The 22,056-nt window shown below is 41.0% G+C and carries 13 protein-coding genes; 10 read left to right on the forward strand and 3 right to left on the reverse strand.

Annotation, left to right across the window (positions count from 1 at the left end; translation table 11 throughout):
- Positions 1-28 precede the first annotated feature (28 nt).
- Entirely contained in the window at positions 29-1,948 is a 1,920-nt protein-coding gene (locus tag LEPBI_RS06215; RefSeq protein WP_041769729.1) for a B12-binding domain-containing radical SAM protein, read from the forward strand.
- A 14-nt stretch (positions 1,949-1,962) separates the two neighbouring features.
- Here the strand turns inward: LEPBI_RS06215 and LEPBI_RS06220 are convergent, their stop codons facing one another.
- A complete protein-coding gene (locus tag LEPBI_RS06220; protein ID WP_012388263.1) occupies positions 1,963-3,120 on the reverse strand; it encodes a DUF1577 domain-containing protein in 1,158 nt (385 codons plus the stop codon).
- A 97-nt stretch (positions 3,121-3,217) separates the two neighbouring features.
- On the opposite strand from LEPBI_RS06220, the gene guaB reads away from it, so the two are divergent.
- Genes guaB through LEPBI_RS06235 form a run of 3 tightly spaced genes read left to right on the forward strand, consistent with a single transcriptional unit; the run spans position 3,218 to position 6,217 of the window.
- Positions 3,218-4,744 carry an IMP dehydrogenase gene (guaB, locus tag LEPBI_RS06225; RefSeq protein ID WP_012388264.1) on the forward strand — a complete coding sequence of 509 codons (1,527 nt, stop codon included), beginning with the start codon at positions 3,218-3,220 and terminating at the stop codon, positions 4,742-4,744.
- Between the two features lie 9 nt (positions 4,745-4,753).
- Positions 4,754-5,524, forward strand: coding sequence for an outer membrane lipoprotein-sorting protein (locus tag LEPBI_RS06230; protein WP_012388265.1), 771 nt, complete (start codon positions 4,754-4,756; stop codon positions 5,522-5,524).
- Between the two features lie 12 nt (positions 5,525-5,536).
- Positions 5,537-6,217 (forward strand): 16S rRNA (uracil(1498)-N(3))-methyltransferase, encoded by a 681-nt coding sequence (locus LEPBI_RS06235; protein ID WP_012388266.1) that lies wholly within the window; start codon positions 5,537-5,539, stop codon positions 6,215-6,217.
- Between the two features lie 7 nt (positions 6,218-6,224).
- On the opposite strand, the gene LEPBI_RS06240 is transcribed toward LEPBI_RS06235, so the two are convergent.
- A complete protein-coding gene (locus tag LEPBI_RS06240) occupies positions 6,225-6,494 on the reverse strand; it encodes a hypothetical protein (protein WP_012476223.1) in 270 nt (89 codons plus the stop codon).
- Between the two features lie 94 nt (positions 6,495-6,588).
- Between LEPBI_RS06240 and LEPBI_RS06245 the strand changes: the two genes are divergently transcribed.
- The 6 genes from LEPBI_RS06245 to carB all read left to right on the forward strand — a co-directional run bounded on the left by LEPBI_RS06245 (position 6,589) and on the right by carB (position 21,470).
- A complete protein-coding gene (locus LEPBI_RS06245; RefSeq protein ID WP_012388267.1) occupies positions 6,589-8,064 on the forward strand; it encodes a hypothetical protein in 1,476 nt (491 codons plus the stop codon).
- On the forward strand, positions 8,065-9,249 hold the full coding sequence (locus tag LEPBI_RS06250; protein ID WP_012388268.1) for an LIC10775 family protein: 1,185 nt from the start codon (positions 8,065-8,067) through the stop codon (positions 9,247-9,249).
- 12 nt (positions 9,250-9,261) lie between these two features.
- Positions 9,262-10,047: a hypothetical protein gene (locus LEPBI_RS06255; protein WP_012388269.1), complete on the forward strand. Its 786-nt coding sequence runs from the start codon at positions 9,262-9,264 to the stop codon at positions 10,045-10,047.
- A 187-nt stretch (positions 10,048-10,234) separates the two neighbouring features.
- Positions 10,235-15,838: an alpha-2-macroglobulin family protein gene (locus LEPBI_RS06260; protein ID WP_012388270.1), complete on the forward strand. Its 5,604-nt coding sequence runs from the start codon at positions 10,235-10,237 to the stop codon at positions 15,836-15,838.
- 41 nt (positions 15,839-15,879) lie between these two features.
- Complete coding sequence (locus LEPBI_RS06265) at positions 15,880-18,141, forward strand: sulfatase-like hydrolase/transferase (RefSeq protein ID WP_041769734.1); 2,262 nt, start codon at positions 15,880-15,882, stop codon at positions 18,139-18,141.
- A gap of 17 nt (positions 18,142-18,158) precedes the next feature.
- Positions 18,159-21,470, forward strand: coding sequence for a carbamoyl-phosphate synthase large subunit (gene carB, locus LEPBI_RS06270; protein WP_012388272.1), 3,312 nt, complete (start codon positions 18,159-18,161; stop codon positions 21,468-21,470).
- A 106-nt stretch (positions 21,471-21,576) separates the two neighbouring features.
- On the opposite strand, the gene LEPBI_RS06275 is transcribed toward carB, so the two are convergent.
- Positions 21,577-22,032: a DUF1499 domain-containing protein gene (locus tag LEPBI_RS06275; protein WP_012388273.1), complete on the reverse strand. Its 456-nt coding sequence runs from the start codon at positions 22,030-22,032 to the stop codon at positions 21,577-21,579.
- Positions 22,033-22,056 lie beyond the last annotated feature (24 nt).

The following is a 22,056-nucleotide window of genomic DNA, read 5'->3' on the forward strand; positions in this document are numbered from 1 at the left end:
GTTCGAACCATGAATCTTGGTAAGAGATATGGCAAAAATCCAGTTTTTGCAATTACCCGTGCCACCCCCAAGTTATTTTGCGGCCACTGGCAATGTTCCCCTAGCAGCTGCTAGTTTAGCAAGTTGTTTAGAATCCAAGCAAGATCCTATCCTTGGGATTTCACCGATTGTCATTCCACCGGAAGATACTGATTCCCTTGGGGATTTAGATTTAATCGATCGGATTTGTAAAGAAGGTCCCGATTTTTTGGGTTTGTCTTTGTACTTATGGAATACGGAACGAAGTTTATACATCGCAAAAGAAGTCAAAAAAAGAAATCCAGACATTCAAATCCTCATTGGAGGACCCGAGGTCAATGAAGACAATCCCTATGTTTTAGGCGAAACTGGTTTTGATATCGCCGTTTCTGGGGAAGCGGAACATAGCTTTCGAAGTCTCATGAAGGGATTATTAAACAAGGAATCGCTTGAAAATTTTGAAAATGTAGCTCACCGAAAATCAGATGGGACTTTGAGTCCATTTGGAGTCTCCGTCCCTGCTAACTTTCCTTTGACGGATTTCCCGTCGCCTTATACAACAGGGCACTTACAAGTGAATCCAAAACGTTCTACCTATTTGGAAACTGTGAGAGGTTGTAAGTCACAGTGTACGTATTGTTTTTATCCAAAATCATCACAAAGTTTACGAACATTGGATATCAAAGAAACCATCCATTTGATTTCCAACTTAAAAGGAAAAGGGGCAAAGGAACTTGTATTTTTAGACCCAACCTTTAACCATCGCCCTGGTTTTGAATCCTTTTTAGATGCCATTGCAGAAGTGAATGCTGATGGCCAAATGACGATGTTTGCAGAACTTCGGTCAGAAGGTGTCACTCCTAAACTTGCCACCAAACTTCGAAAAGCTGGATTCAATCGGATCGAACTTGGACTACAATCGGTCAATGAAGAAACATTAAAACGTGTCAAACGTTATGGCAGTCCCCATAAGGTGGCAGAAGTAGCAAAGATGCTTGCGGGTGAAGGGATTGATTTACTCCTTGATCTCATCATTGGACTTCCTGGGGACACACCGGATGATGTCGAACGAGGGATTCATTTTTTCTTAGAACATGGGCTTGGGGAATGGGTGCAGGCCTTTCCCCTTTCTGTACTACCTGGCACGAGTATGCGTAAAGATGCTAAAAAAGAAGGCCTGATTTTTATGCCAACGCCACCGTACCGTATTTTAGAAACTCCAACCTTTAGCCAAGAGGCCTTACGTGATTCGGTGTACTTTGCTGAGGACCTCCTTGAACGCAGGTTAGACGAATTTCCGAGACCATTTTTATGTGAATGGAATCCGAAGGTTTCAGACCGGTTTGATTGGTATCCAGAGAATTCGACTGAAAAGAGAAAACTGGCATCCTTTCAATCGATGGAACGCGGGACAAGGCACCAAAGTATTTGGTTCCATCCAGAAACTCTTTCAAAAAACTTGGCTCAAATCCTAAACTCCATGGGAGAAAAAATTGAAAAGGAACCTTTTTGTACCATTGATTTTGTGATCGAACTAGTTGAAGTTCCAAATACAAAGGACATCCAATCGATCGAAACCTTTCTTGATTCCAAACGGAAATCCTATCTTTCCCGAACACTTGCCTATCGGGGGGAAAACTTACAACACCGTTTGGTATTTGTGATTCCAAGAGAAATGGAACCACTCAGGAATTGGCGTAACTCTTTGGATGGCAGTGAATCATTTCTTGTATACGAAACCATACCAGCTGAAAGCATCCAATCCTTAGACCCAGAAGAATCCCATTTTTATCTGGTAGAAGGGGAGAGGATCACACCAAAGGACTGGGCGCATTTGAAAGATACGATGGATCCCGAGACCATTAACTTTGTGTCCCGAAAATGGGAAGAACGATGGTCGATCGAAGTATTAGGATACGGGGAAATTTAAAGCGAAACGGCCGTTTAATTTTTTTGAAGCTGTTTTCGAAAGAATTCTACGTTTTCGAGAAATCTTTTTTTCTCACCAGAACGGGAAGAGTGGCCCGCAATCGCTAGACCTACTGTTAGGTGGCCTTCTTCATTTTTGGTTATGGTTTTGATTTGTCCAAACGCAGTTAAGGGTGACTGCATCTTAAAAAAGATATCAAACTGAAAACCTTTGAGTTTGGGTAGGCTTTGGATGAGATCGGGGTGGTCCACGATGACTTTGAGTCCACCTTCCGAAATATCGATCACCGGAAATTTTCCATCCGACTTAATCATATTGGAGTGGCGGATTCGGTCCACCATTTCAAAACATAATGTTTTCATCTCCATGGCTTTCAAGAGATCAAAATTTTCGGATTTACTTTGCATGTGGATGTAACCGATGGGAATCGATTCTTCCTCATCATTTAAATACAAAATAGGGAGGATGAGTTCCGATTTGATTTTGAGATTTCTTCGGTTATTGATTTCCTTTGCAATGTCTTCTTCAATTTCATCTGCAAAGACCAAAAAGTCCTCGTTAGGTGATGTTACATAACATTCTTTGTTGTTCACATCCTCCAAAAGTAATCCTTTTTTGGTTTTTTTAATTTGGCGGATCACTTCATTGTCTTCGCGGGAATTGAAGGTGGAAATTTTAATAAAATCCACTGAGTTTTTCAATTTGGTTTCAAAATCTTGGAAGTTAACTTTCACTGCAGTAGGGACATGGAACATATCCGTTTCAATTTTTGCTTTGCTTGAAACCACATTGGTGATCCAGGCAGAACCGGGAGGGACTGGGATTCTCGAACTTTCCCTGTCTTTTTTGGCAATGGCAATTTTATTCAATTGTAAGACGTATTGTGATTCGCCCTTTTCTTGTTCCACAGTGCATTCCAGGTGGAGGTAACGACCAAGGATTTTGTAGAGAGTGATTTTTTGGCCGACCGAAAGTGTGATGGTGGGTCTCACACTGACTAAAATTTTGTTTCCGTCTTGGGAAACTTTTTTGAGATAACAACTTTCTCCTGAATGGATATCATCCTTCAGGTTCAATTCCTGGTTTAATAAAAATTTGGTCAAAACATGCAGTTTTTTTTCCGTGTCGGAAAAAACATCCAAGGAACGTTTGTTTCTTTCTACTGTTTCCATAAAAGGTCGTGGTACTCACTATTATCGGTCAATTTTCTCCTGAAATTCTCTTGCACGCAGAGTTTTCTTACCTAAAGTAGAAAAAGGAAGGATAATTATGTCAAATCACCCCCTACCAGGAACTGAGCTTCTCGACGGAGTCAGTGGACAAGAGCTCTTCTCGGTCAACATGGGACTCACGTATCGAGATTTTTTAGTACTACCTGGCTATATAGACTTCAATCCAAGCGATGTGGAACTAGAAACAAAACTTTCCAAAAATATTTCACTCAAAAGACCACTCATGAGTTCTCCCATGGACACTGTGACTGAGTCTGAAATGGCGATTGCACAGGCGCTTATGGGTGGAATTGGAATCATACATTATAATAATACGATAGAGGAACAAGTGGATCTCGTTCGTAAGGTGAAACGATTCGAAAACGGATTCATCAAAGATCCTATCTTACTTTCTCCAGAACATACGGTTGCTGATTTAGATGCAGTCAAAGAAAAATATGGATTCAGTGGGATTCCCATTACCGAAAACGGAACCGCTAATTCCAAGTTAGTTGGGATAGTTACAAACCGTGATGTGGACTTTGAAAAAGACAGAAATATCAAACTCGGTAAGGTGATGACGACAGAACTTATTACTGCCAATGTGGGGATCAGTTTACTCGAAGCGAATGATATCCTTCGCACAAGTAAAAAAGGTAAACTCCCCATCGTAGACAAACAAGGAAAACTTGTGGCACTCATTTGCCGTAGTGACCTGAAAAAAAATAAAGAATTCCCTCAATCATCCAAAGATGACCAAAAAAGATTACGTGTTGGTGCAGCCCTTTCCACCTTACCTGAGTCACGCGATCGTATGGCAGCTCTTGCAGGAGTCGGCGTTGATGCCATCATCATCGATTCTGCCCAAGGGAATTCCAGTTACCAAATTGAAATGATCCAATGGATCAAATCCAATTTTCCTAATATTGATGTGATTGGGGGAAATGTTGTCACTAAAGCACAAGCTGCCAATCTCATAGGGGCCGGTGCCGATGGCCTTCGCATTGGAATGGGACCTGGTTCCATTTGTATCACCCAAGATACGATGGCTGTGGGACGAGCGCAAGCCACAGCTGTTTTTAAAACAGCGGAGTATGCACAAGCGCATGGAGTGCCAGTGATTGCTGATGGAGGTATCTCCAATATCGGGGACATTGCTAACGCACTCGCCATTGGAGCTTCGATGTGTATGATGGGTTCCATGTTTGCTGGAACAAAAGAAGCACCAGGTGAGTATTTTTATGAAAATGGAATTCGTCTAAAGAAGTATAGAGGAATGGCAAGTTTAGAAGCGATGAGCAAAGGTGGAGACAAACGGTACTTCTCTGAATCACAAAAGATCAAAGTGGCACAAGGTGTCTCTGGTTATGTGGTTGATAAAGGATCTGTTCTGAACCTCATTCCTTATCTCGTGCAAGGACTCAGACAAAGTTTCCAAGATATGGGATACCGTAATATCCCAGATTTACACAAAGCGTTACGAGAAGGGAAACTTCGGTTTGAACGTAGGACAGAGTCAGCACAAGCGCAAGGGAGTGTTCACGGATTGTATTCCTATACCAAACCTTCTATGAGGGCAGAATAAAGAAATTACATGCGAAAACTTTGGATTTTATTTTTATTCATTTCGTTTGTGTCGTTAGAGGCACAAACGCCTGAAGCAAGTTTGTCGGCACAAGAACTTCTAGCAAGGCTTGACCGAGAGATGGATTTTGGCAAAGGCCTTGTGAAAGGAACCTATGTCCTCATTCGAAGGAATGGAACGTCTGAAACTTGGAAAATCAATCGGTTTTTTAATGGGGAAGATGCACTTCTACTTTTTGACAGAAAGGGACGAGGGCTTGAATCGAAACTTCTCACAAAGGATGAAGGGGAAAATGTATTTTTCTTCAATGTCTTAAGTGCCAAACTCTTTCGCAAAACGGATGATGAGAAATACGAATCCCTAATGGGCACTGGATTTTTTTATGTGGATTTGTCTGGTTATTCGTATCAGGCAAATTACAATCCACTTGTGAATGGAGATTTGGAAATTGGTGGAGAGATGTACTATCGTGTTTCGCTCAAACCCATCCTACCTTACTTCTATAAAAAACTTGTTTTACTTGTCGGGAAAAAAGACTTAAAACCCTATCGTGTGGACTTTCATGACCGCGATGGAATTTTATTCAAAACATTAAACCTAAAGTATGGGCCAGTCAAAATCAAGGATGCAACTGGAAAAGTGGAAGAAGTCCAAAAGGCATCCCGTTTGGAAATGTTAGATTTGAATACTGGTAGCATTACGGTTTGGGAAATCCAAGAAGTGGACAAAACAGTGAACCCAGACACATCTTTGTTTAACGTGGACAACTTAAGCAGATAAAGTAGATCCACCTTGACGGAACCAGGTCTGATACTTTTCCGAAAACCTTTTTTTAAAAAAGAGTCCATTCAACTCACCAAAGAAGAGTTAAACCACCTAAGGGCTCTTCGCTTACAATCCGAAAACAATATCATACAAATTCGAGATGGGGAAGGTGGTCTATATAATTACCTATACACTCCCAATTCTAAAGATCTTGTCTTCCAAAATGAAGAGTTTGTTCCAAGAAAAACAAACCGAAAAAAGATTGCGATCGCATTACCCAAAGGGAATCGTCTCGACTTTTTTTTACAAAAAGTAACAGAGATTGGTTTAGATGAAGTGATCTTTTTGGTGTTTCGCCATTCCATTCGTAAGGAATTTAATTTGGAACGAGCGGAAAAAATCGTAAAGGAAGCAGCAGCCCAATCCAAACAAACGGAAATTTTAAATCTATCGATAGAACCAGCCAAAGATTGGATGGAAACACATAAAGAAAGTTTGGTGGTGTTCCATCCTTTTGGAAAGGACATATTTCAAATCCAAAGTTTAGCCGGGAAAATTCCGGTGATTGGACCAGAAGGTGGTTACCATGCAGACGAAGAGGAATGGATGGAAAAAAATCAAATCCCAAAACTCACACTGCCGGGTGGGGTGCTTCGGACAGAAACCTGCGGCATCGTCGCCGCGAGTTTTTTGGTGTACGGAACTTAAAAAAAGATTACTGGTTTGTTAAAAGTAAAAGAGTTCCAGATAGGTTGCAGTTGGTGGAACAATTGCTGAAACAAGTAGATGCTGCCGTGTAATTTTCCCCAGTGATGTCTGGATACTTTGCTGCACAATCAGCATTACAGGCAGTAAGACTTCCTCCCGTGCAGGAAACAAGGAAGGTGAACAAGTTTCTCTCCAAGGTTTTGTCTTCTCGCTTTTGGCAAGATGTAGAAAAGAACACGACAAAACTAAGCACAATCAGTAAAAAAAAACGTTTCATAACACTAAGACTGGTCTCTCCTAGCATTTCGTCAATCGGTTCGTAAAAATCTTGACCCTTGTGACTTTTCCTATGCATTGGATGAGATTCCCGTATGGCAGAAACTTCCAAAAAAGTATTAGAGAAAAAAGGACAGGGCGAATACGAATTCACCGCTTATGGGGAATTTTTGTCCTATTTCCATGCCCATATTGATATTTTCAAACGCCTTCTGAAGGCCAAAAAAATGGACCCGACCAAAGTGGAAGAGGTCGCAAAACAAATCAAATCCTACATGACGGGAAATATCAAAAAGACGGATCAGTTTTTTGAACACCTGCCTCAATTTGCGACTTTGTTAGGTGTTTCGAAAGAAGAAGTTTCATCGTATCTCAATTCCAATTTCATCGATGTTTTGACGAAAGTCCAAGACAAACTCAAAACCCAAGAATTAGAAAAACTCACCAATGCGCCGGCCCCTACTTATTCCTCCATCACGGAAGAAATTGTAGAAGGACTCCAAGTCACTCATCCTAAGGATTATGTGTTTGCCCAAAAAGGAATTCTGATGGTTTTGGAAAATCCGATCACAGGGGAAATCATTGAACCACAGGGTCTCATGGCAGCTTCCGCCAAAGCCGCGTTAGCCATGCCCGCAGGAAGTGATTCCGAAAAAGAGCCAGTTTCCTTAACAGAAGCACTTGCGGTTGCCAATGCTCCTCCGACTCCCATTGTCAAAAAACAATCGATCATTCCTGAAAAAGAAAAGTCCATCTTACAAGAAATCACAGAGACCTTTGCTGATATTTTAACTGGAGAACAGTTAGAAATCAAAATTGGTCCTGAAGTGACAGAAACATCCCACCAAGAACCAAGTGCCAATACGAGCACAACAAAATCAGACGATGAGTATGAAATAGAAGATTTAGAGTTTGATGATTCTTCCGATTCCAAAAACGGAAATAGTAATCCTTCTGAAACTGCGGACGAACATGATGATTTTTCGGATGACTTGGGCATTGAATACGAAGAAGAGTCTCCTCCACCTCCACCACAAGTTAACCTCAACTTAATAAGACTCGGTAATTTTTCGATCAAAGAATTTATGGATTTGGTACAAACAATTACCACCTACCAAACGAAGGCGGACCAAGTAGGATACCAAAATTGGTTACGCACCTTGTCTGAATTTGACAAAGCAGTGGTCTCTTTGAGAACACAAGTTCTAAAAGAACAAAAAAATGAAGTCGTGGATTGGAATGCACTTTTCCAAATGATGAGCACTAAGTCAGAATTAAAACCTGATGTTTTGAAAGGCATTGTCAAAAAAATCAAAAATTTTCAAATCGTCAAACTGACGTTAGATCGTATGATTCAAGAATTCAAAAAAGGAAGTCCTGAATTTATGCAAATCGTCAAAATGGCTTGGCCACACATCCAAAAATCATTTTATGAAGTACCCAATTATGGGCAGGTGCAAACCTTACTGAAAGGGATCTTGTCCCGAGTGAATGATGAATCTCACAAAAAAGAATTTATGAAGATTTTTACCATGGCACTCAATTTCATCCAATCCAAATTTTTGGTGTAAGTGATGGAGCGAGAGAACCGTTCTCTCACCGGTTACCAAAAGAAAGAGAATTCTTTCCGTTGGTCTATGCGTTTGGGAATTGGGTTTGTTACGCTTTATTTGTTCTTTTGTATCCAAAATGGTTCTCTGTTAGGACAAAACAAAACGGATGTCATCGTTGACCCACTCTTACAAAAACCTTGGATCCCGGATGCGGAAGAAGAGGAATTCAGAAGTTACCATCGGTTTTTATCTGAGTTCAAAAACAAACAAACTTCTGTGAAAAAAAAAGATCGGTTTGGACGGAACTACCTCATGTCCCCGTCGGGAAAAATTTCGTTTTTAATCGATGATGAATACTACAAAGAATTTCCCATTCAAATGGAAGCAGACATTGCCTCAAAGGAGTTAGTGGCATTGTATGATGTTCGCAAAGAAAAGGATGTTGTTTTCCTTGGAAAGGGAATCCACCTTTGTTACCGACTCAAAAAAGAAAAAGAACCGGGGTTTTTTCCAGAATGGTTAAAAAGTTCAAACGAACTCACAAATAGAGCTGCCAATGAATGGTCTGACCAAACAATTCCCTTGGATTTGGTGAGTGATCCTTATGGCTGTTATGTGGATGAAATTTCTCCTATGGACTTTTTGTATTTGGAATCTGAATCCTTCCGGTATCGTATAAAAATTCCAACTTCCCTAAGGTATGAAGGACTTTTTGGAAATAGACTTGGATTGTATGGAGAAAACCGAGATACCATCTACAGGCTTGTACGGTTTGTTCAGTTTTTGTCCAATTACCTTCCCGAAGGGCAAACAGAGTGGGATGAAGCTCTCAAACTCCAAACATCTGGAAAAAAAAAGAAAACATTACCCAAAATCATTTTGTCAATTGGTTCTAGTTTTGATAAAGTAAGACCACTGCGTAATACCAAAAATTATTTTGTGTTTTGGGATTCGGTTCGATCCTTAACCAAAAGTCAAATGAAACAGCTCCAATTCAAACGATTAGAGGTTAATAATGAGTATGTGAGTGAATGGGTGGAAGTAGATGATATTGGAAATCCCATTCCCATGGAGATGAAAGAGTATTATCTGTACAATGCACCTAGGGGTTACTTTTTATCACTTTCGTATCCCAAACGAGAAAAACCAATTGCTGAAAGGTATTGGAATACGGTTCGGAAAAGTTTTACTGTGAAGGATTGATGGGTTTTTTAGATGTTTGCCACCTTTGTTGAAAATAAATACCGAAAAAAAAGAGAACCAAATGATGATTCACCCTCACCACTCATCCTACTTTGGATTGGACTTATTTTTATTTTTGTATTTTCCATCATCTTACTTCCGTTCGGTGTGTATTGGCCGTTATCCTATTCCATCTGGGTATTCATTATCTTTTTTTTGCCTCTCGTATTTTTGGGCATTCAATTTTCAAAAACCTATGGGTATAAAATCCTAATTGCCGTTTTTTTATCATTACTGGCAGGTGGGAATGTATTATTGTTTTTAGGAGATGCCATCGGTTACAAGTCTGGCCTTACTTCCAAGTTTGATGTTTTGCCAGAAGAGGCCCATGGATACCTCAGGTATCGGTATCTATATTTAAAAGATTATCGTTTGGATGATTCCGATTCAGGAAGATTCCAATCTCCTCTCCTTGTCAGACGTCGTCCTGGCGGGGCAGTGTATGGACCCATCATCACATTCCATTACAAACGCATTCGATCCGTCTCAGGTAAGGAAACTAAATTTCCATTCTATGCTCTTTGTTATACAAAGGACAAAGGAAACTGCCAAATTCCAAGCCTCTATTCAGGTGGAGTTGTGATCCGCGATTCCAATTGGGAAACATCGGAATCAAAATTTGAAACAGGATCCGTCTTTATTGTTTGGAAAGATCGTTTGGATTCGGAGTATGAAACGAAAGGAATTTTTTCGTTTTTGTTTTTAGTGATTTTGATGCTCTCTTGGGGAATTGTAGTGTATGTTTCGACAAAATCTTAGCGGTAAATCTGATAATCCACGCAAGAAAATCAATTGGGCAGGTAAGAATTTGAAAACTAAAATCAAATTCAATCTGTCTAAAATTCGTTCATAGATGTTTCTCCTTATGAGACCCGCAGGGAGGGGCCAATATCCCTGATTTTCTTTTTTTTCTTTCCAATCCCATTCCTCTTTCTAACTTCCTTCCATGCCCTCTCGTATCCGAGCACTTGTTTTACTTTTCCTTTCCCTCGTTTTGGTGGAGTCTGATTTTTCACAAAACGTAGCTCCCTCCATCGAATTTTTCACTCCGAATGGTTTTGTCAAAGCTCCCAAACAAATCACAGCACGGTTTACAAAACCGATGGTGGCCCTTGGCGACATCCGTCCCAATACCGAAATTTTCCAAGTGAAATGTCCTTTTTCAGGGACAAGTCGTTTTATCGATTCCACAACTTGGGTGTATGAATTTGAATCGTCACTTCCCGGTGGAGTTACTTGTTCTTTTGTATTGAATGATGGGATTAAAACTCTGAGTGGGGAACGGATCCAAGGGGAGAAGAATTTTTCATTTCATACAGGTGGACCTTCGGTAAAGTATTCATCACCATATAACGGTAGTTCGATATCGGAAGACCAGGTCTTCTTATTAAAGTTAGATGGTAAGCCAGACCTTGTAAGTTTTCAAAAATTTGCTTATTTTCGCTCAGAAGAATTAGGAAATCGTATCCCTGTGGTTCTCATTTCAGGGAACGAACGAAAAAATTTGTTACAATCAGTTGGGAAAAAGGACAAAGAGGAAACCGTTGTCCTAAAATCCAAACAAACCTTTTTACCCGATCGGCAAATCCAACTTGTACTAGGTAAGGGAATCAAATCGATCTGGGGAGGGGAGATTCCAGAAGACGAAGTATTGTCGTTTACCGTGAGGCCAGTATTCTCTGCCAGATTTAGTTGTGAAAGGACCACTGCCGATGCCAATTGTATCCCCATCCTTCCAGTCAATTTGTCTTTTAATTCACCCGTATCACAATCGTTACTGGATGAGATCAAACTAATCGGAAAGGATGGAAAGGAATATCCAAAACAAAAAGAAACGAGCAAAGGGAATGAATTTTCAGATTGGGTGAGTTTTCCTGGACCATTTCCCGAAAATTCCGAGTTCACTATCAAAATTCCAGAGATAGTGGATGATGCTAATAGAAGTTTGGCGAACAGTGCCGCCTTCCCTTTACAGTTCAAAACAGACGAATTCCCTCCGCTTGCCAAGTTCAGTGCTAAGTTTGGTATCTTAGAATCAAAAGCAAATCCTGCCCTACCTGTCACCTTACGGAACTTAGAGGCAAACCTCCCCATCAAAACGACTTCCCTTGGGATGGATGGGAAAAGCCAAAAGACATTGGACATATTGGAAATTCAAAAATGGTTCCAAACCCTTTCACGAGTCGAACGTAACCAATCCGTTTTTCAAACCCCATCTTCGCATACAAAAGTAAATTCCTTCCAACTTCCCAAACCAAATGGAAAAAAACCAATGGAAGTAGTCGGCATTCCGTTGGAAACACCTGGATTTTATGTTGTGGAGATCGCAAGTGAAGTCCTTGCAAACCATCTTTTTGCACAAGGGGAAGGGAAAAAAATGTATGTTTCGAGTGCCGCCCTAGTGACGAATCTTTCCCCTCATTTCAAATGGGGAAAAGATACAAGCCTTGTTTGGGTCACAAGTATGAGCACGGGTCTACCTGAGTCAGGTGTGCAAATCAAAATTTTAGATTGCCAAGGCAATGTTAAGGGAGCAGGGATCACGGGTAAAGATGGAACTATGCTTTTTGGAAATATCAATTTCCAGGAAATACCTTACTGTGGTTATCATGAGTTAGGTTCTGGTCTTACCGTTTTTGCCCAAAAAAATGATGATATCAGTTTTACATCAAGCACCTGGGAGAAAGGGATCGAAAGTTGGCGTTACCAATTGCCACAAGCAAATACGGGTTATGCTAACTATTTAGAGTCCATTGTCCTAGATCGAACTCTTTTGAAAAAAGGGGAAACAGTCCACCTGAAACATGTTCGGCGTAGTTTTGGAAACAAAGGTTTGTTACCTGCCGATTCGAAGGAGTATCCTTCGACTGTTGTGATCAAACATGAGGGATCGGGAGAAAGTTTTTCCACTCCACTCGTTTGGTCGTTTCCGGGACATGCGGAATCAGAATTCAAAATTCCAAAAAATGCAAAACATGGTGTGTATCTCGTTACCTATCCATATAACAATGAAGATACAAGTTACGGACGTACAGTCACACAATTTCGAGTGGAAGAATTTCGTCTTCCTGTTCTCAAAGGGAACATACAACTTGCTGGTGGTTCTCAAAGTTTAGTTTCGCCTAAAGAGGCAAAAGTCCTTTTTGGATTGGAATACCTATCCGGTGGTGGGGCATCCCAGGTACCAGTCAAAGTCCGTTCACAAGTGGTCCCTAGTTTTTATTCACCCAAAGAAGAATATTCAAGCTTTAGTTTTTCGCAAGAAACCATCAAAGAAGGGAAATGGAAAGTCAGCGGGTATGAAGAAGAAGAGGTAGAAGAAACAAAACCAAAAGTAGTTTCGACAAATGCCAAAACGGATGCCAAAGGATTTTTGGAACATCACTTCCAAGACTTAAAATCCATTCCTGGTTATGGGAATTTCCAAGTAGAGATGGAATATGCAGACCCTACAGGTGAGATCCATACAATCTCTCGCAGTTTCCCCGTCTCTCCCGCCGAACTCCATTTAGGTGTGTTACCAGACGGATGGTACTTTACGGAAGACAAGGTGAAACTCCAACTCGTTGTGCTTGATCCAAATGACAAACCAGTGTCTTCCCAAAAAATCAAAGTGAATGCGTATAAAAAAGAATTTTATTCCAATCGAAAACGCCTCGTAGGTGGGTTTTATGCCTATGAACATTATGAAGAGGTCAGCAAACTTGGTGAGTTCTGTGAAGGGAAAACAGATTCTAAAGGGATTCTCATCTGTGAAGGGAAGTCTCCAGGAACGGGCGACTTAACCTTTGTTGCGGAAACAAAAGATAAAAATGGGAATCGTACGAATTCAAGTTATCACGTATGGGTCAGTGCCAAAGAGGAAGTTTGGTTTGATGTGAGTGATCACAACCGTATGGACATCTTACCGGAAAAACGTTCTGTGAAAGTTGGTGAGACCATCAAGGTGCAAGTTCGTTCTCCCTTCCGAGAGGGAACGGCTCTTGTCAGTATGGAACGAGAAGGTGTCATTGATTACTTTGTCACTGCAGTGAATGGAAAGGATCCTTTCATCAGTATACCTATCAAAAAAGAATATGCTCCCAATGTTTACATCTCGGTTTTTCTCGTACGTGGGCGGATGGGAGATCCAAAACCCACTGGCCTTGTGGATTTAGCCAAACCAAGTTACCGTTTGGGACTCTCGATGCTCAAAGTGGGATACAAACCGTACAGTTTGTCCGTATCGGTCACACCCAACCAAAAACAATACCAAGTCAGGGAAATGGCGGAAGTGGCAATCGAAATCAAAACATCCGATGGTAAGATCCCAACCGAAGGGACGGAAGTGACACTTGCAGTTGTTGACGAGGCACTCCTTGAATTATCGCCTAATCCCACCTGGAATCTGTTAGATGCCATGATGGGAACAAGGCCCCACCAAGTGGTTACCTCCACAGCCCAATCCCAAATCATCGGAAAACGTCATTTTGGATTAAAGGCAAAACCAGAAGGAGGAGGGGGAGGGAAACAATCCACACGTTCCTTATTTGAAACTTTACTCTATTGGAAAGGGAAGGCGATAGTCGGAAAAGATGGAAAGTTTAAATTTAGTTTTCCTTTGAATGACTCCCTCACTACCTTTCGGATTGTTGCAGTTGCGACTTCCGGTTCTAAAGAGTTCGGAACAGGGATGGCAAAAATCCAAACTTCTCAAAAAATCCAAACATTTTCGGGAATCCCACCAATCGTTAGGTTAGGTGATATATTGCAGCATGAAGTGAACCTACGTAATGCCGGAGACTCAAAAGAACAACTCCGCGTTCGATTGAGTGTCGTGGATACCCTGAACGAAAAAGAAATCAAATCCGAATTGGAAACCAAATCGGCAATGATTGCTCCTGGTGAAACCAAACAAATCACATGGGACATCGCTGTTCCCGAAGACACCACCAAACGGAAATTCACAATCGAAGTCTCCTCTCCGAACGGAACGATCCTTGATAGTCTCAGTGTCGAACAAACGGTCATCCCTGCCTTTACAGAACGGGTGTACCAAGCAGGACTATTTTTATATGAGGCAGCTTTTAAGGAAACAATCCAAACTCCTCCAGGTTCCTTACCGAATTCAGGAAAAATGGTTTGGAAAGCATCTCCTACCATCCTCACAAGTACAGGTGGGATTCAAAAGTACTTCCAAACCTATCCATATTCGTGTATGGAACAACGAGTTTCAAAAGCCATTGGTTTACGTTCCGACGTTTTATGGAATGATGTATTCAGCGATTTGAATTCCTTTTTGGATTCAGATGGACTTGTGAAATACTTTGCTAGAATGGAACACGGTAGTGAAATCCTCTCTTCCTATGTATTAACATCGGCTAGGTTGTCAAATAAAACCATCCCAGAGGAATCTCTTAATCGGATCATGGCGGGTTTACAAGGGTTTTTGGAAGGAAGGGTGTATGGAGAGAGATACCGATTTGGGGCTGACCTTGTTGTTAGAAAAATCATTGTTTGGGAAGCCCTCACTCGTTACCAAACCTATGATTGGGAACAGGTAAGACCTATCTTTGAGGGAATCGAATTTTTACCAACAGCTTCCCTCATCGATTTATCAGAAATTTTGAATCGGGTGAATGGTGCCGATCCAAAAATCAAAAATCGTCTTTATAGTGTTTTGCGATCAAAACTGAACCTTCAGGGAACGGAACTCATCATTGCGGATTCTGGTTTTACGAATCCATGGTGGATTTTGGGCAGTCGGGATTATACAATGGCTAAGTTTTTACTTTGGTCCTTATCGGAACCGGCCCTTCAGAAAGACCTACCTCGTATCATCAAAGGATATGTCAAAATGCAAAAACAAGGAAGGTATGATAGTACTTTAGGAAATGCGTATTCTATTTTTGTATTTGATCGAGTGAGTAAACTCTTAGAAGGAGAAAAAGTGACGGGTGGAAAGGTAAAAGTCAAAACAGAAAAAGAGAATTTACTTCTCGAACCAAATGGCAAACAAACTGTCACACAAACTCTCGGCACAAGTCCTGAATCTGTTTTGGTCACATATGAGGGGAAAGGCAAACCATGGGTGGAATGGTCGGTGCAAAGTATCCTTCCTCTGAAAGAACCCATTGCGAGTGGGTATCGGATCAAACGATCCATCGAACCTGTGCAAGTGGCAAAGTCGGGAGTGTATTCGAAAGGTGATATCATCAAAGTCAAAATCGAAATCGATGCGGATTCGGATAAAACTTGGGTGGTCGTAGAAGATCCGATCCCTCCAGGCTCCCTCCCTCTCGGACGTGGGTTTGGGCGAGAATCCCAAATTGGGCAGGACAAACCGGGGGATACTTCGTTTTACCTCAGTTTTGAGGAAAAAACCTTGTCCCTCTACCGAGCCTATTTTGAATATTTGCCGAAAGGGAAACATGTGTTGGAACACAGTTACCGCCTAAACCATGTCGGGAATTTTGTGATGCCTTCCACTCGGGTGGAGGCGATGTATTCTCCCGAAACCCATGCGGAATGGCCGAACGAAATCGTGAGGATTTCAGAAAATAAGGACTAGGAAAAGTTTACGGATAAAGAGGGTTTGGAATGATGACTCTAATGGGTCCGAACCAAGTCCCTCTTTTCCCAATCCGAGTTTTTAAAATTTCCCTTTCTTATTCAGTTTTTTTTTATCTATTCTTTCTCATCTTTAATACTAGTTTTACCATTATGGGAGTTGATGTTGGTGACTTCCTAAAACAATACTTAGGTGCTTTTTTTGGGGTATACCTATCTACCACCTTTAAGGTATTTGCCGTATCTTTTTATCTCCATACCAGTATTTTTTCCCTCGTGTATTTGGTGTTTTATTTTTGGAAACAACTAAACCCCAAATGGTATGTGTTAGCTGGGATTGTCTTTTGTATCGAATGTTTGGCGCTTTTTCAGTCGATGGTCAAGTTCCCACAAATTTACGGTGAGTTTTTTTTCTTTCGATATCCTGGTTTTGCACCTTTTCTTTATTTTTTAACCGATTTTGTTTCTCCAGTTCTACCTAGCGTTTGTTTAGTGGTGATCGTTGGTATTCTTTTGGGGACATTGGTTTGGCAGACTTACCTTCACAAAAACAAAGAAAGTTTTTTTGCCATCTTACATGTTTTGGTTTTGGGTTTGATTCACATTCATGGATTGTATCCAGTTGGGATTGTCTACTTCATCCTTGTTCTGTGGCAAGGCAAAAGATACCAAAACATTCATTTGAGAACCTATGGATTGTTACTGGTTTTACTTTTGTTTTTGTATCTCATTCCGAGTGTTTGGTCTCAAATTTCCTCGTTGCGGTATTCTAGTACCAGAGGAAAACCTCCTATCTTTATTTTATCAGCGGACTCTCTTCGTTATGACAAAATTGGTAATATGGTAAATGGAAAAACCATGACACCAAACATCGATTTGTTTCGGAAAGATGCCTTCCAATTCCATGACCACCACACTACAATTCCTCGCACCTTTCCTAGTTGGGCCGACACACTCACAGGGAAATATGCGATGGAACATAAGGTTCGTGATATGTTCCCTTCACCGGAGGAAAAACAAAGGATTGGTTCTTCGTCATTTCCCACCCTGCAACAATTTTTAAAGAAATTGGGATATGATCATTTTGCGATTGGTAGTTTTGCGGCGGATATTTTTCCGCGAGCCAATTTTGGTTTTGATGCCGTATTTGCACCTAACTTCAATGCACGGATCATGACGGTCCAACGAACAGCGGAAACACAAATCTTGGTTTTACCTTTCCTCGTTGGATCATGGTTTTCTGGTGGGATGTATTTAGAAGAAATGGATGGGTTATCGACTTGGGGAGATGGGGAACGTCTGTTGAAACGATTTGAATCCCTTGTGAAGGAACGAAAAAATTCTCCTTATTCCATTACCTATTTTTCGAGTGTCATCCACTTTCCCTATACACCTGCCTATCCTCATTACAAACAGTTCACAGATCCCAACTATTATGGGAAATATAAGTATCTCAAGTTTGTGGATCCAACAGATGCAAACCTTCCGAATGCGGAGGAAATCTCTCAAATTCGTAGCTTATTTGATAGCGCCATTTATGCCTTCGATCAAGAATTTGGTGAAATGGTTGGTTATCTAAAAGAAAAGGAACTTTATGATGAGGCAATCATCATCCTCACAGCGGATCATGGAGAAGCTCTGTATGAAGATGTTCATGGACAAGGCCATGGAGAACACTTACGTGGGGAAGCTGTCACTCATGTTCCTTTTATGATCAAGTTTCCAAAGTCCTACCAAACTTCTAGTTTGGATCAGAATTTTTATGGGATCACTTCAAGTGTGGACTTAGTTCCTACCTTGTTGGATTATTTTGAAATTCCACTGCCTTCCGAATACCCAGGCAAATCCTTGTTAGCTGTTATGAACGAGGGAGATTGGAAAGAGGATCGATTTGTATATTCTGAAACAGGGATTTGGTTTTCCGACGTTGGGGATCATTTTTTCCAAAAACAAAGAATCCCTTATCCGAATATTTTATCACTCCACCAAGTGGTTCCCGAAGAAGACTACCAAATTATGATCACAGATCCAATTTATCGGGAAACGATTGCCTTCTCCAAACACAGGAGCATTCAAAATTCCAAGTACAAACTCATTTATATCCCTACCCGCGAGGGAGTGAAGTTTGAGCTGTATGACAGGATCAAAGATCCATACAACAAAAACAATTTATATCCAAATCATCCAATGGCTTCCAAAATGAGAGAAGCCTTATACCAAACTGTAGTGAGGTGGGAAAATGCCTCCCTTGCAGGTGAATATTTAATCCCGAGTTCTTTATCAGACATCAATGAAAACTTATAAACAAAAAAGAGGAAACTATGCCGCAACGTAACGACTTAAAATCAATTTTAATCATCGGATCAGGACCTATCGTCATCGGGCAGGCATGTGAATTTGACTATTCTGGAACCCAGGCTACCAAAGCACTTCGGGAGAAGGGAATTCGAGTCATATTAGTGAACTCAAATCCCGCCACAATTATGACGGACCCAGATCTTGCCGATGCCACTTACATCGAACCTCTTACCGTTCCCGTCCTTGAAAAAATCATTAAAAAAGAAAAACCGGATGCCATCTTACCGACGGTAGGTGGTCAAACTGCGCTCAACTTAGCCCTCGCCCTCCATAGAGAAGGGGTTTTGGAAAAATACAATGTGGAACTGATTGGTGCAAAGGTAGATGCGATTCGGAAAGCAGAAGATCGCGAACTTTTTAAACTTGCGATGGAAAAACTTGGAATCCGTGTCGCGAAGTCCTTTATGGTTTCCGACATGGAAGCCGCAAGAAAAGCAAAAGATGAAATTGGATTTCCCATCATCATTCGCCCGGCCTTTACCTTAGGAGGAACGGGTGGCGGAACTTGTTACGAAGAATCCGAGTTTGAGGAAATTGCTCAAAAAGGATTATCTGCTTCCCCAATTTCTCAAATCCTCGTAGAAGAATCCGTAATGGGATGGAAGGAATTTGAATTAGAGGTGATGCGGGATCTAAATGACAATGTCGTCATCATCTGTTCCATCGAAAACTTAGATCCAATGGGAGTCCACACAGGTGATTCCATTACAGTTGCCCCACAACAAACGTTAAGTGATAAAGAATACCAAAGGTTACGTGATATGTCGATCGACATCATCCGTGAAATCGGAGTGGAAACAGGTGGATCTAATATCCAATTTGCAGTGAACCCAGAAAATGGGGATGTGATTGTGATCGAAATGAACCCAAGGGTTTCTCGCTCCTCAGCTCTTGCTTCCAAGGCCACAGGATTTCCTATCGCAAAAATTGCAGCACTTCTTTCGATTGGATACACTCTAGATGAAATTCGAAATGATATCACCCGTGTAACGCCCGCAAGTTTTGAACCATCCATTGATTATGTAGTCACAAAAATCCCTAGGTTTGCGTTTGAAAAATTCCCTGGTTCTGATAATACCTTGGGTGTCCAAATGAAAGCAGTCGGAGAAGCGATGGCAATTGGTCGTAACTTCAAAGAAAGTTTCCAAAAGGCCTTACGTTCATTGGAAACTGACAGATTCGGATTTGGAAGTGATGGGTATTTAAAGGAACTGATGGAATGGGAAACCGTTCCCAAAGAACAAAGACATGAATGGCTCACAGCAAGAGTCAAACGCCCAACTGACAAACGAATTTTTTATGTAAAGATGGCGTTTGATTTTGGAATGAGTGTGGAAGAAATCCATGAAATTTGTAAAATTGATCCTTGGTTTTTATACCAATTTGAAGAGCTTTTCCAATTAGAAAACAAATACCGAAAAGATGGGAATACAATCATTGAAGAGATGAAACAAGCAGGGTTTTCGAATCGACAGCTTGCTTTTTTATCCAAGGAAGAACAAATTTTAGCACAAGTGAGAAGTGGTGCGGCCATTGAAATCACAAAAGCGAAAGTGGAAAAAACCTTACGAGAGGAAGAAGAAAAAATCGAATCTTATTTGGAAGAAAAAAACATTCATCCCGTTTACAAACGGATTGATACTTGTGCGGGAGAATTTGAAGCCTTCACACCTTATATGTATTCCACTTATGATGAAGAAGACGAGTCGGATGTCACATCCAAGAAAAAAGTGATGATTCTCGGCGGAGGACCAAACCGCATTGGACAAGGGATTGAATTTGACTATTGTTGTTGTCATGCTTCCTTTTCATTACAAGAAGCAGGTGTGGAATCCATCATGGTTAATTCCAATCCTGAAACAGTTTCTACAGATTATGATACCTCGGACCGATTGTATTTTGAGCCTCTCAGCTTAGAAGATGTTATGGCGATTTTCAAAAAAGAAAGGCCAGATGGAGTCATTGTTCAGTTAGGTGGACAAACTCCACTCAAACTGGCAAAGTCTTTGGAAAAAAGAGGAGTTCCTATCCTTGGCACGAGTCCTGATTCAATCGACCGCGCAGAAGACAGAAAACGGTTTGCAGAAGTACTAGAAAAGTTAAACCTAAAGTCTCCAGAAAATGGCATTGCTTCTTCCAAAGACAAAGCAAGAGAAATCGCTCGTAAAATTGGATACCCTGTCCTTGTTCGGCCTTCCTATGTGCTCGGAGGTCGTGCGATGCTCATTGTGAATGAAGAAACAGAATTAGACAAATATATGGAAGAAGCAGAAGAGGTTTCAGAAGACAGACCCCTTCTTGTGGATTCCTTTTTACAAGATGCAACGGAAGTGGATGTGGATGCACTCTGTGATGGAAAGGATGTTTTCATTGCGGGAGTTATGGAACACATCGAAGAAGCTGGGATTCACTCAGGGGATTCTGCTTGTGTATTACCTCCGCAAAGTATCTCACAACGAATGATCCAAGAAATTGAGGAAGCCACACTTCGCCTAGCTTTGGAACTCGATGTAAAGGGACTTATCAATGTACAATATGCAATTAAAGATGAAACCCTTTATGTCTTAGAAGTGAACCCAAGAGCATCAAGAACAGTTCCTTTTGTTGCCAAATCGATTGGAATTCCGATCGTAAAAATTGCCGTAAGACTTATGTTAGGTGAGTCTCTCGCCTCTTTTAAATTGGGAAAACGTTTTTCTGCGCCAATGATCACTGTAAAAGAGGCGGTACTTCCATTCAGCAAATTTCCTGGTGTGGATACCATCCTTGGTCCTGAAATGAGATCTACTGGAGAAGTGATGGGAGTTGCTGCTACCAAAGGGGAAGCCTTTGTGAAAGCACAGATCATGGCAGGGGAAGAACCTCCGAAACATGGAACGGTGTTTGTGACGATCAATGACAAAACGAAAAAAGAACTTTTGGAATCAGTGAGGTCACTTTCGAACCTTGGTTACAACATCATTGCAACGGAAGGGACACATAAGTTTTTATCGGACAATGGGATTTTATCGAGTAAAATAAATAAAATCTACGATGGTTACTTCCCGAATGTAATTGATTACATCAAAGAGAAAAAAATCCATCTTATCATCAACACTCCACTCTCACGTGTGACTCGTGAAAACGCGTTTACGATCAGGCAAGCTGCGATCAAATATAAGGTACCGTGCCTCACAACAGCGCAAGCAGCCAAGGCACTCATCCATGGACTTGTGGAAATGAAAGACAAAGGATTTTCTGTGAACTCTTTACAAGAAATTCACAAAAAGAAATAAATTTAGGAATTCGCGACGATTCATCGCGAATGGTTCCTTGGATACTGGTTGTATCCAAGGAATTTGGGTGTTCCATCGGATTTTAAAAAAAGGTCCTCGTCTTTTTCTAAATTTCGATTTCTTTTAAGAGGGTTTCAATCCGTTTGCGGTTCACTCCCAAGTCGGATTTACCGAGTCGTGAAGCCGATCGGAAATGTAACAGTTTTGATTTTTCATCAAAATAAAATTCTACATCATCCACATAACGCATGAGAAGTGAAGTGAATTCTACATAAAGATAATTGTTTTCTTCTTTGATGATTTTGGTTCTTGGAAAACTTAAAATCCTTTGTTTTAGAATGCCCATCGCCTCACTTGTTGGTTTTTTATATGGTTCAGGATTTCGGAAATGTTCTTTGTCGCTTGGATCTGAAAAACTATTGATACAATTGGGTGTTTTGGGACAGTCCAAAAGTTTGCCCGTGCGGATTCCTAAATTGTCTGGTCTTGTGCCCGTACAGTTTGTGAGTAACATTACGACGAACGACAGTGTTATGGCTGTTGTAGATTTGTGATTTCTCATTGTTTCCTTCTCATTTTTTTACTT

This window comes from Leptospira biflexa serovar Patoc strain 'Patoc 1 (Paris)', from assembly GCF_000017685.1.
Lineage (GTDB): Bacteria > Spirochaetota > Leptospiria > Leptospirales > Leptospiraceae > Leptospira_A > Leptospira_A biflexa.